The organism is Pseudomonas sp. X4 (genome assembly GCF_040784925.1).
GTDB classification, from domain to species: Bacteria; Pseudomonadota; Gammaproteobacteria; order Pseudomonadales; family Pseudomonadaceae; genus Aquipseudomonas; species Aquipseudomonas putida_Z.
Genome location: NZ_CP160798.1, coordinates 4,687,155 through 4,703,503, shown reverse-complemented (window position 1 = coordinate 4,703,503; position 16,349 = coordinate 4,687,155). Strand labels below are relative to the sequence as shown.

General features: G+C 63.5%; 12 protein-coding genes. 4 read left to right on the top strand and 8 right to left on the bottom strand.

Annotated elements, in window-relative coordinates:
- Positions 1 to 349 precede the first annotated feature (349 nt).
- From ABX298_RS20990 to ABX298_RS20980, 3 genes are all read right to left on the bottom strand, one after another.
- A complete protein-coding gene (locus ABX298_RS20990) occupies positions 350 to 1,843 on the bottom strand; it encodes an aldehyde dehydrogenase (RefSeq protein ID WP_274079009.1) in 1,494 nt (497 codons plus the stop codon).
- Positions 1,844 to 2,032: 189 nt separating this feature from the next.
- A complete protein-coding gene (locus tag ABX298_RS20985; protein WP_025338659.1) occupies positions 2,033 to 3,415 on the bottom strand; it encodes an aspartate aminotransferase family protein in 1,383 nt (460 codons plus the stop codon).
- Positions 3,416 to 3,457: 42 nt separating this feature from the next.
- Positions 3,458 to 4,300: a helix-turn-helix transcriptional regulator gene (locus ABX298_RS20980; RefSeq protein WP_075044859.1), complete on the bottom strand. Its 843-nt coding sequence runs from the start codon at positions 4,298 to 4,300 to the stop codon at positions 3,458 to 3,460.
- A gap of 281 nt (positions 4,301 to 4,581) precedes the next feature.
- Here ABX298_RS20980 and ABX298_RS20975 point away from each other — a divergent pair, with 281 nt between their 5' ends.
- From ABX298_RS20975 to ABX298_RS20965, 3 genes are all read left to right on the top strand, one after another.
- On the top strand, positions 4,582 to 5,961 hold the full coding sequence (locus tag ABX298_RS20975; RefSeq protein ID WP_075044858.1) for an APC family permease: 1,380 nt from the start codon (positions 4,582 to 4,584) through the stop codon (positions 5,959 to 5,961).
- Positions 5,962 to 6,223: 262 nt separating this feature from the next.
- Positions 6,224 to 7,804, top strand: coding sequence for an aldehyde dehydrogenase (NADP(+)) (locus ABX298_RS20970; protein WP_367393578.1), 1,581 nt, complete (start codon positions 6,224 to 6,226; stop codon positions 7,802 to 7,804).
- Between the two features lie 224 nt (positions 7,805 to 8,028).
- Positions 8,029 to 9,402 carry an 8-oxoguanine deaminase gene (locus ABX298_RS20965; protein ID WP_025338655.1) on the top strand — a complete coding sequence of 458 codons (1,374 nt, stop codon included), beginning with the start codon at positions 8,029 to 8,031 and terminating at the stop codon, positions 9,400 to 9,402.
- Between the two features lie 60 nt (positions 9,403 to 9,462).
- Here ABX298_RS20965 and ABX298_RS20960 read toward each other — a convergent pair whose 3' ends face one another.
- On the bottom strand, positions 9,463 to 9,954 hold the full coding sequence (locus ABX298_RS20960) for a GNAT family N-acetyltransferase (RefSeq protein ID WP_367393577.1): 492 nt from the start codon (positions 9,952 to 9,954) through the stop codon (positions 9,463 to 9,465).
- A gap of 313 nt (positions 9,955 to 10,267) precedes the next feature.
- Between ABX298_RS20960 and ABX298_RS20955 the strand changes: the two genes are divergently transcribed.
- A protein-coding gene (locus tag ABX298_RS20955; protein ID WP_237140941.1) for an IS3 family transposase occupies positions 10,268 to 11,619 on the top strand; the annotation gives its coding sequence in 2 pieces (ribosomal slippage) (positions 10,268 to 10,745 and positions 10,745 to 11,619; 1,353 coding nt in all).
- Positions 11,620 to 11,729: 110 nt separating this feature from the next.
- On the opposite strand, the gene ABX298_RS20950 is transcribed toward ABX298_RS20955, so the two are convergent.
- The 4 genes from ABX298_RS20950 to ABX298_RS20935 form a co-directional block, all read right to left on the bottom strand.
- Positions 11,730 to 12,458 (bottom strand): transporter substrate-binding domain-containing protein, encoded by a 729-nt coding sequence (locus ABX298_RS20950; protein ID WP_075044854.1) that lies wholly within the window; start codon positions 12,456 to 12,458, stop codon positions 11,730 to 11,732.
- A gap of 26 nt (positions 12,459 to 12,484) precedes the next feature.
- Positions 12,485 to 13,738, bottom strand: a complete 1,254-nt coding sequence (locus tag ABX298_RS20945) for an OprD family porin (protein WP_075044853.1) — start codon at positions 13,736 to 13,738, stop codon at positions 12,485 to 12,487.
- A gap of 157 nt (positions 13,739 to 13,895) precedes the next feature.
- The gene (locus ABX298_RS20940; protein WP_075044852.1) at positions 13,896 to 15,212 is read right to left on the bottom strand and encodes an MFS transporter; all 1,317 of its coding nucleotides are present in this window, start codon (positions 15,210 to 15,212) and stop codon (positions 13,896 to 13,898) included.
- A gap of 63 nt (positions 15,213 to 15,275) precedes the next feature.
- Positions 15,276 to 16,328 carry a lactonase family protein gene (locus ABX298_RS20935; protein WP_075044851.1) on the bottom strand — a complete coding sequence of 351 codons (1,053 nt, stop codon included), beginning with the start codon at positions 16,326 to 16,328 and terminating at the stop codon, positions 15,276 to 15,278.
- Positions 16,329 to 16,349 lie beyond the last annotated feature (21 nt).

Here is a 16,349-nt window from a genome sequence, read left to right as displayed (position 1 = left end):
CAGGTACTCCATGTATGGCGGTTTGACGGGGCAGCCAGGACGATCATGCAGGCCGAAGCCATTCGCAGGCAGCGAGACGGGGGCGTGGTGGCACATAGCCCAGCCCCATCTTGACAGCAGTGTAGAGCGGACCCGAGCTTTCTGCCGGGTTGGCAAAGAAAATTAACGGAACGCCATGAATGATCCGGGTACCGCGAAGCAGGCGACGCGGTGCAAGACCGGATGTATCAGGCGCGCACCTGGTACCAGGTGGTCTCCCACAAGGGACCGCGCAGCACCTGAGCCAGTGCAGTACCTGTGGGAGCGGGCGAGCCCGCGAAATAGGCGACGCGGTGCAAGATCGGATGTATCAGGCGCGCAACTGGTACCAGGTGGTCTTGAGCTGCGAATACTTATCGAACGAGTGCAGCGACAGGTCGCGGCCAAACCCGGACTGCCTGCCGCCGCCGAACGGCACCGTCACGTCCAGCGCGTCGACCGTGTTCACCGACACGGTGCCGGCCTTCAACGCCCGCGCCACGCGGTGCACCTGGTTGAAGTCATCGCTCCACACCGACGCCGCCAGCCCATAGATGCTGTCGTTGGCCAGGCGCACGGCCTGCTCTTCACTGTCGAAGGCACTGACCGCAAGCACCGGCCCGAATACCTCCTCCCGCGCCAGGCTCATACGGCCATCAACCCCGGCAAAAATGGTCGGCTCGATGTAATTGTCCGAGCCGTCGATAGTCAGGCGCCGGCCACCGCACACCAACCGCGCCCCGTCCTGCCCGGCACGGGCGATGGCGGTTTCGATCCGGCCGGTCTGCCCGGCATCCACAATGGCACCGGCACGGCTCGCCGGGTCCAGCGGGTTGCCTGGCAGCCACTGACGGGCCTTGGCCTGCAGGCGCTCGATGAACTCGTCATGGATGGAGCGCTGCACGTACAGCCGCGAGTTGGCCGAGCACACCTCACCCTGGTTGAAGAAGATACCGAATGCCGCCTTTTCCGCAGCCAGGTCCAGGTCCTGGCAGTTTTCGAACACCAGGTTGGGGCTCTTGCCGCCGCACTCCAGCCATACCTGCTTGAGGTTGGACTGTGCCGAGTACTGCATGAAGTACTTGCCCACCTGGGTGGAGCCGGTGAACACCAGGCAATCCACGTCCGGGTGCAGGCCCAGCGCCTGCCCGGCCTGCTCGCCCAGGCCCGGCACCACGTTCAGCACGCCTTCCGGCACACCGGCCTGCAACGCCAGCTGGGCCAGGCGCAGGGCCGAGAACGGTGATTGCTCGGCGGGCTTGAGCACCACGCTGTTGCCGGCAGCCAGCGCCGGGGCGAGCTTCCAGGCGGCCATGTCGAGCGGGAAATTCCACGGCACCACGGCGGCGACCACGCCGAGGGCTTCGCGGGTGATGGTGGCCAGCGCGTTGGGCGCGGTGGGTGCCACCTGGTCGTACAGCTTGTCCAGCGCCTCGCCGTACCAGGCGAACACCTGCGCCGAGCCCGGCACGTCAATGTTGTAGGCGTCCATGACCGGCTTGCCCATGTTCAGCGAGTCGAGCAGGGCCAGTTCTTCGCGATGGGCCATGATCAGCTCGGCCAGGCGCAGCAGCACTTTCTTGCGCTCGCCGGGGGCCATGCGCGGCCATGGGCCTTGTTCGAAAGCCCTGCGGGCGCTGGCGACGGCCAGGTCGACCTCGGCCTGGCCGCAGGCGGTGACCTGGGCCAGCACCTTGTTGGTGGCGGGGTTGATGGCGGCGAAGGTGGCGCCGTCCTGTGCGTTGACGGGCTTGCCGTCGATCAGTGCATTGGCCGGGAGGTAGAGGTCCGAGGCACGTTGTTGCCAGAATTCGAGGGTGTACATTTGTACTCCAGGCGACCGTCGTGGCGGTCTCTGTTGCTCGTAAGGTGCAGTGTCGATACAGCCCCGGGGGAGCGGGTTCATCGAGGCGTCGAACCGCCGCGAACACCGGCGAAGCCGGTGCCATGCACCGCGTCGCATTCTTCGCGGGTGAACCCGCTCCCACAGGGGCTGCGGAGCGCTCGCAGGTTTTTAGAGCTTGCCGACCAGGCGCGCCGTGCGGTCCACGGCGATGCGGGTCTTCTCCACCAGCTCATCCAGCTCGCTGTGGTTGGCGATCAGCGCCGGCGCCATGATCATCCGGCCCAGGGTGGAGCGAATGATCACCCCTTCCTCGAAACCGAAGGTGCGGCACTGCCAGGCCAGGTCATTCTCGTTGGCGAAGCGCTTGCGCGTCGGCTTGTGCTCGGCGAACTGCAGCGCCGCCACCAACCCGGCGCCCTGCACCTGGCCGATCAACGGGTGGTCGGCAAACACCTCGCGCAGGATGCGTTGCAGGTACGGCCCGGTGTCGTCCTTCACCTGGCGCACGATGCCTTCGTCACGCAGCGCCTTCAGGTTGGCGATGGCCACCGCCGCCGCCACCGGGTGGCCGGAATAGGTCAGGCCGTGGGCGAACACCCCACCCCGCTCCACCAGCGCCTCGGCAATGCGCTTGCTCAGCACCAGGCCGCCCATGGGCACGTAGCCGCTGGTCAGGCCCTTGGCGATCGACAGGGTGTCAGGCTCGAAGCCGAAGTACTCGTGGGCGAACCATTCGCCAGTGCGGCCAAAGCCGCCGATCACTTCATCGGCGCACAGCAGCACGTCGTACTGGCGGCAGATGCGCTGGATCTCGGGCCAGTAGCTTTCCGGCGGGAAGATCATGCCGCCTGCGCCCTGGAACGGCTCGGCGATAAAGCCGGCGACGTTCTCGGCACCCAGTTCAAGGATCTTCTCCTCCAGTTGCAGGGCGCAGCGGCGGCCGAACTCGGCCGGGGTCAGCTCGCCGCCCTCGGCGTACCAGTACGGTTCATCGATGTGCGCCACATCCGGAATCAACCCGCCCATTTCGTGCATGAACTTCATGCCACCCAGCGCCGTGGCGGCCAGGGTCGAGCCGTGGTAACCGTTCCAGCGGCCGATCATGATCTTCTTGTTCGGCTGGCCAACCACCTGCCAGTAGCGGCGCACGGTACGGATCAGCACCTCGTTGGCCTCGGAGCCGGAGTTGGTGTAGATCGCGTGGCTGTAGTGCCCCGGCAACAGGCTGAACAGCAGCTCGGACAGTTCGATCACCGCCGGGTGGGTGGTGTGGAAGAACATGTTGTAGTAGGCCAGCTGGTCCATCTGCGTGGCTGCGGCAGCGGTCAGGTCGCGACGGCCGTAGCCGAGCTGGGTGCACCACAGGCCGGACATGCCATCCAGGTAGCGCTTGCCCTCGCTGTCCCACAGGTGCAGGCGTTCGCCACCGACGATCACCCGCGGCCCTTCGGCGTTCAGCGCCTTCTGGTCGAGGAAGGCATGGATGTGGTGCGCGGCATCGGCTGCCTGGTAGTCACGGGTCTGGCGTTGCGGGGCGAAAGGCGCATTCATTGTTGGTTTTCCTTTGCGGTGGGGTTGCAGGGTGGCTTGCGCTCAGCGCAGCTTGCCCATGTAGCTTTCCAGCGGGTCCTTGCCCAGCACGCCCTGGGCATTGGCCAGCGCGTCGATGAACAGGGAGAACAGCTCGGACTGGGTACCGATGTCGAGCTTGGCGTAGACGTTCTTGCGGTGTGACTTGATGGTGTCCTCCGACACCCCCAGGCGCTCGGCCAGCGACTTGGTCGAGTGGCCACGCAGGATCAGCTGGGCGATACGGCACTCACGCTCGGTCAGCAGCGAGCTGCCGAAGTTGTTCAACGCCGCGTGGATGCGCTGCTCGAGGATGTTCTCGAAGCGCCCGGTGCGGCTGTCCAGCCCGGCGAAGTGCTTGCCGAGCACCGCCAGCACCCAGGGCGTGATACGCGCGAACAGCGCACGGGTTTGCCCATCGAGCTTGTCGGTGAACGCCAGCGATACCGCCAGGCTCTGCCCGGGCGCGACCTGCAGGATGTAGTTGAGCTCATCCTCCAGGTGCGAGTGCCGGTAGAACGACTGGTAGTACTCGCTGACCTCGAAGTGGTCGGGCGCCACTTCGAACAGGCCGTAGCAACCGGACTCGACCTGCTCCACACAGGCCCCGTAGAACGGGTCGAGCAGATAGAAGCCGGACAGGTAGCGGCTGACATTGCCCTCGGGCTGCCAGGGCGCCTTGTCGTCCTGCTCGAACAGCGCGCAGGGCATGCCGTCGTGCGGGTACAGGTACACCGTGGTCGCCTGGATCGGCCGAATCACGCCAAGCGCAGCAAACAGGGTGGCGGCAAAGCCCGGTCGGCCGATCGCCTCGGTGACCTTGGCCAGGTGCTCGAACCACTGTTGCGAAAGCAATTGATCAGTCACTTTGGGCCTGCCGTCTCAAGTAAAGGCACCGCCGCCAGTGCGGTGCGTCGTTGGCCAGATACTCCCATGGCACTGCAAACACCGAAATCACCCTTTGGGGTGAGCAGGCAAAGCCCCCTGCCGGCTCACCCCAAAGGGTGATTCCGGGTACCGGCGGGGTGTGGGAGCATCAACCCGCCCCAGCGCTGCGAGCCACCCGCTCGACCTCCTTGCACAACACCCACCGGTATCGAGCCCGCTCGCATACCGCGGCGTCCTGCATCCCTTTCCAGGAGTTAGCAATGCATACAACAACAAGTACAGCCCATAGCCCTGCACATAGCCCGTCGCAACCCACCGCCAGCAACGGCCGTTTCCGCAAGTCCATGGGGCTGCCCGCCCTGGTGCTGTTCGGCCTGGCCTACATGGTCCCCCTTGCAGTATTCACCACCTACGGGCTGGTCACCCAGATGACCAAGGGGCACCTGCCCACCGCCTACCTGCTGACCCTCGCCGCCATGCTGCTGACCGCCTACAGCTACGGCCGCATGGTCCAGGCCCACCCCTACTCCGGCTCGGTCTACACCTACACCCGCAAGGCCTTCGGCAGTCACATCGGCTTCATCGCCGGCTGGACCCTGCTGCTCGACTACATCTTCCTGCCGCTGCTCAGCTACCTGCTGATCGGCATCTACATGTCGGAGTACTTCCCGGCCATCCACGCCTGGGTGTGGGTGGCGGGCTCCATTGCCCTGGTTACCTTCCTCAACCTGATCGGCATCGAGTCGATCACCCGGGTGAACTGGATCCTGGTGGTGGTGCAACTGGTGTTCATCGTCGTGTTCGTCGCCCTGTCCATCCACAACCTCGGCGGGCAGGCGCAGCCGGTGTCGCTGCTGGCGCCGTTCCACCACGAAGGCTTCAGCGTGCCGTTGATCATGACCGGCGCCGCCGTGCTGTGCCTGTCGTTCCTGGGCTTCGATGCGGTCTCGACCATGGCCGAGGAAACCAGCAACCCCACCTACCGCATTCCCGTGGCGATCCTCGCCGTGTCGCTGATCGGCGGCATGTTGTTCCTGGTGGTGTCGTACTGCGCACAGATGGTGTTCCCTGACTGGGGCAGCTTCGCCGACCCGGACTCGGCGTCGGTGGACGTGATGCGCCGGGTCGGCGGCGAACTGCTGGTGACCGCCTTCACCGCCACCTACGTGGCCGGCTGCTTCGCCTCGGCCATGGTGTCCCAGGCCAGCGTGTCGCGGGTGCTGTTCGCCATGGGCCGCGACGGTGCGTTGCCCCGTGCGTTCGGCCAGCTGGTGACGAAAAAGCGCGTACCGGCCACGGCCATCCTGCTGGTCAGCCTGCTGTCGCTGATTGCCTTGGTGATCAGCCTCGACACGGTGGCCAACATGATCAGCTTTGGCGCGCTGTTCGCCTTCTCGGCGGTGAACCTGGCCGTGGTCAAGCACTACCTGATCGACCACAAGCTGCGTGGTGGCCGCAACTACCTGCTGTATGGCGCCATTCCCGGCCTGGGCTTCCTCAGCACGCTGTGGCTGTGGAGCAGCCTGACCAGCCTGTCGTTCACCATCGGTTTGTGCTGGATGGGCATGGGCCTGGTGGTGCTGCTGGGGCTTACCCGGGCGTTCCGGGTAAAGCTGCCGGAGTTGCAGATGGCCGAGTGACCCACGCGCTTTCAAGCATTTGCGCGGTCCCTGTGGGAGCGGGTTTACCCGCGAATACCGGCGAAGCCGGTGCCATACACCGAGTCGCCTGCTTCGCGGGTGAACCCGCTCCCACAGGGGGCCGTGCATACGATGGAAACTTTTGGAGAAGGCCGTTGCGATAACAATCTGTTATCACCTGATCCGCATTAATCATTATTCAGCACGCATTTCGCCCCCTACAGTCCCAGCCCAACGTCTGTCATTGCCAACGGGAAACGAAATGTCCATCGAACATCGCCTGAACCACATCGCCGGCCAGCTCAGCGGCAACGGTGACGTGCTGCTGAACAGCGTCGACGCCCACACCGGCGAGCCACTGCCATACGCCTTCCACCAGGCGACCGGCGACGAAGTCGAAGCCGCCGTGCAGGCCGCCGAGGCTGCCTACCCGGCCTACCGCAGCACCAGCCCGGCACAGCGCGCCGCCTTCCTCGACGCCATGGCCAACGAACTGGACGCACTGGGCGATGACTTCGTCCAGCATGTGATGCGCGAAACCGCGCTGCCCGAGGCACGCATCCGCGGTGAGCGCGCCCGCACCAGCAACCAGCTGCGCCTGTTCGCCGATGTGGTGCGCCGTGGCGACTTCCTCGGTGCGCGCATCGACCGTGCGCTGCCCGAGCGCACCCCGCTGCCACGCCCGGACCTGCGCCAGTACCGCATCGGCGTCGGCCCGGTGGCTGTATTCGGTGCCAGCAACTTCCCGCTGGCCTTCTCCACCGCCGGCGGTGATACCGCCTCGGCGCTGGCGGCCGGCTGCCCGGTGGTGTTCAAGGCCCACAGCGGGCACATGCTGACCGCTGCCCACGTGGCCGCGGCCATTGACCGCGCGGTGGCCGGCTGCGGCATGCCTGCAGGCGTGTTCAACATGATCTATGGCGCCGGCGTGGGCGAAGCACTGGTCAAGCACCCGGCCATCCAGGCGGTCGGCTTCACCGGGTCGCTGCGTGGTGGCCGCGCCCTGTGCGACATGGCGGCTGCGCGCCCGCAGCCGATCCCGGTGTTCGCCGAAATGAGCAGCATCAACCCGGTAATTGTCCTGCCCCAGGCCCTGCAGGCCCGTGGCGAGCAGGTAGCCGGCGAACTGGCCGCCTCGGTAGTGCTGGGTTGCGGGCAGTTCTGCACCAACCCGGGCCTGGTGGTGGGCATCAAGTCGCCGCAGTTCGAACGCTTCGTGCACACGCTGGTGGCGCGCATGGCCGACCAGGCGCCGCAGACCATGCTCAACGCTGGCACCCTACGCAGCTACCAGAACGGTGTGCAGCACCTGCTGGCGCACCCTGGCATCCAGCACCTGGCCGGGCAGCCACAAGCCGGCACCCAGGCCCAGCCGCAGCTGTTCAAGGCGGACGTGAGCCTGCTGCTGGACAGCGACCCGCTGCTGCAGGAAGAAGTGTTCGGCCCGACCACCGTGGTGGTGGAAGTGGCCGATGCCCAGCAACTGGCCGAAGCGCTGCACCACCTTCAAGGCCAGCTGACGGCCACCCTGATTGCCGAACCGGACGACCTGCGTGCCTTTGCCACGCTGGTGCCGCTGCTGGAGCGCAAGGCCGGGCGCCTGCTGCTGAACGGCTACCCGACCGGCGTAGAGGTATCGGACGCGATGGTGCATGGCGGGCCATACCCGGCTACCTCCGATGCCCGAGGCACTTCGGTCGGTACCTTGGCCATCGACCGCTTCCTGCGCCCGGTGTGCTTCCAGAACTACCCGGATGCGCTGCTGCCGGATGTGCTGAAAAGTGCCAACCCGCTGGGGATTGCGCGGTTGGTGGATGGGGTCGCCAGCCGTGGCGCGGTTTGATCTGACATTGAGGTAGCCTGTACTGGCCTCTTCGCGGGTAAACCCGCTCCCACAGGTACTGCACAGAATTCAAGCACTGTGCAGTACCTGTGGGAGCGGGTTTACCCGCGAAGAGGCCAGTACAGGATTACCAGCCCTGTATACAATCCGCAAAAACCTTGCTTACAATGCCATGCGCCTATGACATCGGTAATCGCCGATGCGTATTGCGACAGGCTTAAGCCATGTCATCTACAAATGCTCCAAGAACGCTACTGGTCAAAAACGCCGAACTTCTGGTCACCATGGACGGCGAACGCCGCGAGATCAGGAACGGCGGAATGTTCATCGAAGGCAACCTGATCCGCCAGGTCGGCCCCAGCGATACCCTGCCACAGCACGCCGATGTGGTGCTGGACATGGCCGGCAAGGTGGTCATCCCTGGCCTGGTCAACACCCACCACCACATGTACCAGAGCCTCACCCGCGTGGTGCCGGCAGCCCAGGACGGCGAACTGTTCAACTGGCTGACCAACCTGTACCCGATCTGGGCGCGCCTGACCCCCGAGATGATCGCGGTGTCGACCCAGACCGCCATGGCCGAACTGATCCTGTCCGGCTGCACCACGTCCAGCGACCACCTGTACATCTACCCCAACGGCTGCAAGCTCGACGACAGCATCCATGCCGCCGACGAGATCGGCATGCGCTTCCACGCCGCGCGCGGCAGCATGAGCGTGGGCCGCAGCCAGGGCGGTCTGCCGCCTGATTCGGTGGTGGAGAAGGAAGCCGACATCCTCAAGGAGTCCCAGCGCCTGATCGAGGACTATCACGACGCCAGCCACGGCTCGATGCGCCGCATCGTGGTGGCGCCCTGCTCGCCGTTCTCGGTCAGCCGCGACCTGATGCGCGAAGCAGCCGTGCTGGCGCGCCAGTACGGGGTGTCGTTGCACACCCACCTGGCCGAGAACGTCAACGACATCGCCTACAGCCGCGAGAAGTTCGGCATGACCCCCGCCGAATATGCCGAAGACCTCGGCTGGGTCGGCCACGACGTGTGGCACGCCCACTGTGTGCAACTCGACCAGCATGGCATCGAGCTGTTCGCCCGCACCGGCACGGGTGTCGCCCACTGCCCATGCTCGAACATGCGCCTGGCCTCGGGCATCGCCCCGGTGCGCAAGATGCGCGACCACGGGGTGCCGGTGGGCCTTGGGGTCGACGGTTCGGCATCCAACGACGGCGCCAGCATGATCGGTGAAGTGCGCCAGGCCTTGCTGCTGCAACGGGTGGGCTTCGGCCCCGACGCGATGACTGCACGCGAGGCGCTGGAAATTGCAACGCTCGGCGGTGCCAAGGTGCTCAACCGCAACGACATCGGCGCCCTGGCCCCAGGCATGGTGGCCGACTTTGTCGCCTTCGACCTCGGCCACGTGGCCTATGCCGGCGGCCACCACGACCCGTTGGCGGCGCTGGTGTTCTGCACCCCGACCCAGGTGCACACCAGTGTCATCAATGGCCGTGTGGTGGTGAAGGATGGCCAGCTGGCCACGGTCGACCTGCCACGGGTGCTGGAGCGCCACAACCAGTTGGCACGCCAGCTGGTCAGCGGCGAATAAGCAGCCATTCGGGGCCGCCTTGGCGGCCCATCGCCGGCAACGCTGCCGTGTCTTGCTAAATCAGAGGACCATGAGCATCTCATGCCAGGCCATGCCGCCGTGGTCCGACGGCGACGGTTTCACGTACTGATAGCCCAGCTTCTGGTACAACGCCACATGCTGTTCCTTGCACATCAGATGAATGGTCAGCTTGCCCGCCGCTTTCATGCGTGCGATGAATTCATCCATCAACTGCTTGGCGTAGCCTTTGCCCTGGTGCGCCGGGTCCACCACCACCGACATGATCACCACATTTGGCGCCGCCGGGTCATGCCCGACCAGCTCCTTGAATGCCTCGTCGGACATCACCACTTCGTGGGCACAGCCGCTGTTGATGAAACCAACGATCTCGCCCACGTTTTCCAGCACCAGGAAGCCCTGCGGATACTGCGCGATGCGGGTGCGGATCTTCTCCAGCGTGGCCGCCTCATCGCCTTCATAGGCACCGATTTCGATGGCGTAGCAGCGTTCGGCGTCGGCGGCTGTGGGGGTGCGGAACTGAGGGGCGCTCATGGAGGGATTCCTTGGTAATGGCTAAAAACAGCCGCCATGGTAAATGAGCGCCGCAGCCACAGGTACAGCTTGTACCCGAAACCTGCGCAGTAACCGAACACATCCACCGCGTCGCCTGCTTCGCGGGTGAACCCGCTCCCACAAGTACGGCGCAGGCTTCAGGCTCACGCTGCACCTGTAGGAGCGGCTTTAGCCGCGAACACCGGCAGAGCCGCTGCCATCCACCGCGTCGCCTGCTTCGCGGGCATGCCCGCTCCCACAGGTATGGACTGCCCCCAAGAAGTTGGACACCAATCCAACCCTTGGGGGATCTATGGGTAAATACACAGAGCAGTTCAAGCTCACGGCTATCACCGCTTACCTAGAGGGCAGCCGGGGCTTTCGCAAGGTGGCACAACACTTTGGCATCGATTTCAGCCTGCTTCGGCGCTGGGTTGCTGGCTACCAAGCCGATGCCAGCCTCAGCCCTCGCTCGCATGGTCGCCGCTACACCGAGGAATTCAAGCGGCGGGTGCTCAAGTACATGCTTGAGCATCGCCTGTCCCTGCGCCAAACAGCGGCGCACTTTGACCTTGGACAGTCCTCACAGATAGGCATTTGGCTGCGGCAGCACTACAGTGGCAGTCCTGTAGCCACTCTCGCCAAACAAAGAAAATCAGCCGTGCCGAAGAAAATTAAGCCCATCAAGCCGACAGACACCAATGACGCAGAGAAATCTCGTGAGCAGTTGTTGAGCGAGCTCGAGTATCTGCGTATGGAGAATGATGTCCTAAAGGAGTTAAAGGCTCTGCGAGAGGAGAAGGAGCGAACACGGACGAAAAAGCCCTGATCGTCTGCAAATTCAGACATAAATATCCGCTGCCTGACCTCTTGCAGATGGTGGGGTTGGCACGCAGTACCTTTTATTACCAGGTCAAGTGCCAGCAAAAGCCGGACAGGCACGCCTCGCTCAAGGAGTTGGTGCAGCGTGTCTATCACGAGGAGAAAGGGCTGTATGGCTACCGCCGCATTGCCCTTGCCATCAGGAATCAGGGGACCTTGGTCAACAAGAAGGTCATTGAACGGTTGATGGCTGAGCTTGGTTTGCAGTCCGTTGTACGCCCGAAGAAGTATCGATCTTATCGCGGCATTGTCGGCAAGGTGGCCATGAATTTGCTTGAGCGTAATTTCGTCGCGCAACGCCCCAACCAGAAGTGGGTGACCGATGTCACTGAGTTCAAAGTGGCCCAACAAAAGCTCTACCTGTCGCCCGTGATGGACTTGTACAACGGTGAGATCATCGCCTATGAAACAGCTTGCCGGCCTACCTATGGCTTGGTTGGGAACATGCTGGAAAAGGCGCTCGATGGGTTGGGTGAAAAGCCCAAGCTAGTGATCCACTCAGACCAGGGATGGCATTACCAGCAGCCCCAATACCGCCATAAGCTCGCAGCGCGCGGTGTGAAGCAGAGCATGTCTCGCAAGGGTAATTGTCTGGATAATGCAGCGATGGAAAGCTTCTTCGGCACACTGAAGTCAGAGTTCTTCTACCTGAAGCGCTTTGAAAGCGTCGAACAGCTGAAGGCGGGCCTGGAGGAGTACATCCATTACTACAACCATGACCGCATCAGGCTGAAACTCAATGGCCTGAGCCCTGTCAGCTACAGGACTCAGGCCACTGGCTAAAACTGTCCAACTTTTCGGGGGCAGTCCAGGTACGGCACAGGCTTCGGGATCACGCTGTACCTGTGGGAGCGGCCTTGTGTCGCGATGGGGCGCAAAGCGCCCCCCCAAACTCAACGCGGTGCGCTGACGTCCGTTTGCCCGGTAGCCAGCAAGGCCCCACGAACAAAACCACTGCGCAACTGCCGTTCGACAAAGTCCCGCACATAGGCTGCAGCCTGCTCGCGCCCACGCGGCACGGCCATGGCTTGGCGAATGGCGGTGAACGCGCCGTCCAGCACCCGATACCGCAAGTCGGCATCGGCCACTTTCTGCAACGGCTGACGCACACCGGCCGCGGCATCCAGGCCTTGCTCGATGAACAGGTCAACGGCGCCAGCCGAGGTATCGGCACGTACCAACTCGGCGTGTTCGAGGGTGCGGCTCAGGTACAGGTCATAGGCAGCCCCATTGCCCACGGCCAGGCGCAAGCCGGCACAGTCCAGTTGCTCGACCTGTTGGAACGGCGCATCGCGGTTTACCAGGTACGTGCCTTCGATCAGTACATAGGGTTCGCTGAAGGCTATCTGTGCTTCGCGCACCGGCTCGATGGCGAGGAAGGCCAGATTCCAGGTCCCCTCCTCCAGCGCCGCGAAAACTTTGCCGGCGGCGTCGAAGGTATGCATTTGCAGGGTAACGCCAAGCTCTTCGGCCAAAGCCTTGGCAAGAGCGACCGATACGCCCTGCGGTTCACCGTCCGGGCCACGCTGTGCGAGGACCGGATTGCCGAGATTGATGGCAACCGGGAGGATGCCGTTGGGGGCAAGTTGATTGAGCACTGCTTGCGCGATGGTGGCAGGCATCGGGTTCTCCATGAATTTTTCTGGCCTTACCAGATAGGCAAGGTGTAGGTCACGATCAGGCGGTTTTCGTCTGCACCCCGGGCGAAATTGGAGCGGTAGGCCGCATTACGCCAGCGAATGCCAACGTTCTTCAAGGGGCCGGCCTGGATCACGTAGGCGATATCGGTGTTGCGCTCCCATTCACGCCCCTGCTGTGTCGAGGTGGCCGCATCGGCGTGGTCGCCCTTGACATAGCGGGTCATGAAGCTCAGGCCCGGGATGCCCAGCGCAGCGAAGTCGTAGTCATAGCGCAACTGCCACGAACGCTCGCCCGGCTCGGCAAAGTCGTTGATCTGGATGTAGTTGGTCAGGTACGGGTCGGTACCGTTGAGGAACGGCATTGAGGTATCGCCATTCATTTTCTGCAAGCCAAGGCCAAAGGCATGGCCGCCCAGGCTGTAGGTAAACATGCCGCTCAGGGCGCCGCTATCGATGGCACCACCACGGGCTTTGCCGGCGTCGTCACTGAGCATGTAGCGCAGGTCACTCTTGAGCTTCCCCGGGCCCAGGCTCCATACATGGTTGAGGCCGAAGAAGCTCTGCCGGTACACGTCCTGCAACTCGGCGTACTGGTAGCTAATGCCCAGCTGCTTGCTCAAGGCGTAGTCAGCACCGCCGATCCAGTAGTCATCCCCTTCAACGGCCCCGGCGAAGCGCCGGTTCTTGTTGTTGAGGGTAATCCTGGTCGCGTTGGTCGAGTCGCGGTCGGTCATCCGGTTGAAGCGCGCAACGGTGAAGGTCAAGCCTTCGATTTCCTTGACCGTCAGCAAGCCGCCCTCGAAGGTTTGCGGCAGGATGCGGCCGGTATTGGCCTGCACGGTCGGCAGTTTGGGGACCAGGGTGCCGTACTTGAACTCGCTGGCAGACACCTTGACCTTGGCGGTCAAGCCCAGGCGGCTGAACTCGTCGGCGGCGCGACCATCGTCGTGCACCGGCAGCAGACCAGAGCCTGCACGGTCGGGGCTTGAATCGAGCTTGATGCCAAGCATGCCCAGGGCGTCCAGGCCGAAGCCGACTGTGCCAGGGGTGTAGCCGGAGCGCAGGTCGAGCAGGAAACCCTGAGCCCACTCCTCGCGCTTGGACTGGCCGGTGCCGTCGCGGAAGTCGCGGTTGAAATAGTAGTTCTGCAGCGTCAGATTGGCCTTGCTGTCCTGGATGAAGCCTTCGGCGCTGACGGTGCCGGCGGCCAGGCAGGGAGACAGGGTTAGCAGGGTACGCAGGATGTTCTTGTTGTTGTGCATCTGGCGGTTCCGAATTTGCTGGGATTGTTGGGGCCGCGGCGCGGCCCTGTCGCGACACAAGGCCGCTTCTGGTGGTTTGGTGTTGCTTCAGAGGTGGCGTGCTCCTGTGCAGGAGCAGCCTTGTGCTGCGAACGGGCTGCGCAGCAGCCCCAAGGGACTAGTGGGCGGATGCGGTCTGCGGCTGACCGGGTTCCTTGTTGTCAACCCGCATCAGCAAGGTCATCAGGAACGCCAGTAGCAACAAGGCACTAAGGAACATCAACCCGGTCGCCGCACTGCCGGTCTCGCCCTTGACCACGCCAATCAGCGACGGCCCGGCAAAGCCGCCGAGGTTGCCGATGGAGTTGATCACGGCAATCGACACCGCAGCGGTGGCGCGGTCGAGGAACAATGTAGGCAGTGCCCAGAACGGCGACTTGAAGCTATATAGCCCGGTCAGCGCCACACAGATCATCGTCATCGATGCCACCGGGCTTGGCAGCATGGCCGCACCTACCAGGCCCAGGGCCGCCACCGCCAGCGGGATAGCCGAGTGCAGCTTGCGCTCGTTGCGCCGGTCAGAGCTGCGCGACCACACCACCATCAGAATGGTCGCGACAATGTACGGCAGCATGGCGATCAGGCCGATCTGGGTATGGGTCAGGCTGCTGCTGAAGCCCTTGATGATCTGCGGCATCCAGTAGCCGACACCCAGGCTGCCGCACTGGTACACGAAGTAGATGAACGCCAGGTACAGCACCTTGGGGTTGACCATGGTCTTGAACACACTCAGGCGCTTTACATTCTTGCGGCTCTGGCGGTCACGTTCCAGTTCGGCGATCAGCCAGTCCTTTTCTGCCTGGGTAAGCCACTTGGCCTGTTCGGGCTTGTCGGTCAGGAACAGGAAGCAGGCCACGCCGAGGAAAATTGCTGGCACGCCTTCGAGGAACAGCATCCAGCGCCAGCCGCTCCAGTCCAGCCACTTGATGTTGTCCATGATCCAGGTGGAAAGCGGTGCACCGATGATGTAGCTGACCGGGATCGCCGCCGTGAACAGGGCCACGGTGGTGGCCAGCTCCCTGGAGCGGAACCAGTAAGTCAGATACACGATTACGCCCGGAAAGAACCCGGCCTCTGCCACGCCAAGGAAGAAGCGCAGCACATACAGCTGGTTGGCGGTCTGGGCAAAGGCGGTAGCGGCAGCGATGGCTCCCCAAGTCACCAGGATGCGGGCGATCCACACCCGCGCACCGTACTTGTTGAGCATGACGTTGCTCGGAACTTCGAACAGGAAGTAACCGATGAAGAAGATACCCGAGATGAAGCCGAAGGCTTCACTGGTCAGGGCCAACTCCTTGTTCATTTCCAGGGCCGCGTAGCCGATGTTGGCACGGTCCAGGTACGACACGATGTAAAGCAGGAACATGAAAGGGATGATGCGCAGGGTGACCTTGCGGACCGTGGCCTGTTCATCGACAGTCTTGTTGTTGTTCATGGCAACCTCACTATGGGGCAGGCCAGAGCCCGCCCCTTTTCATTGTTATACGTGCAGCCCGGTTCAGGCAGAAAAAACCATGCAGACCGGACTGCCGGTCGAAACCGCAAAGCCCGTCTTGCTCAAGCGTCCGTGCTGCGCATCGACTGCCAGGGCAACGATGCTGTCGCTGTCTTCGTTCAGGGCGAAGACAAAGCGCTGGTTGGGAGTAAGGGTGAAGAAGCGTGGCGTGCTGCCACCGCTCGGCGCCACATCGGCTAGCGTCAGCAGGCCGCTTTGCAGGTCGATGGCAAACACTGCGATGCTGTCGTAACCGCGGTTGGAGGCGTAGAGAAAACGCCCGCTGCGGTCCACTTCGATTTCCGAGGCGCGGCTGTTGCCGGTGTAGGTCGAGGGCAGTGACGACAACACCTGCAGCGGTTGCAGTGCACCGGTCATGGCGTCGAAGCGGTAGCTGGTGACGGTGGAATCCAGCTCGTTGATGGCAAAGGCGTAAGGCGCATTGGGGTGCAGCGCGATATGCCGTGGCCCGGCGCCTTCGCGACTGGCCACGAAGGGTTGCTCGGCCGGGTACAACTTGCCGTTGTCGAAGCGGAAGCTGAACACCCGGTCCAGGCCTTTGTCCGGCACCAGCACAAACTGGCCCGAGGCATCGAACGGGTTGAAATGTGGCTTGGCAAATGGCTGCTCGACCCGGTGCGGCCCGATCGGCCCTTCCAGTTGCACCAGCTGGCTGACCGCACCCAGGCGGCCATCGGCCTGTACGTCCAGCACTGCCAGGGTGCCGGTAATGTGGTTGGACACGATCATGTGGCGCTCGCTCGGGTCCAGCGCCAGGTGCACCGGGTTGCGGCCTTCGCAGCTGACGGTGTTGAGCAGGACCAGGCTGCCATCGTTGCGGTCGACGCTGAAGGCGCTGACTTCGCTGCGATCGCCATGCACGCTGTACAGACGGTCGCCGGCCCGGTTGAGGGCCAGGAACGACGGGTTGACCAGGTCACCGACCACCTGCACGCGCTCCAGGGTGCCCGCCTGCTGGTCCACCTGATAGACCGTGATACCGTCACCCCTGGCATTGCGCTCGCGGGTGGTGCGCGAACCGACGTAGGCAAACATTGGGTAGTTCTCCCGTTAGTG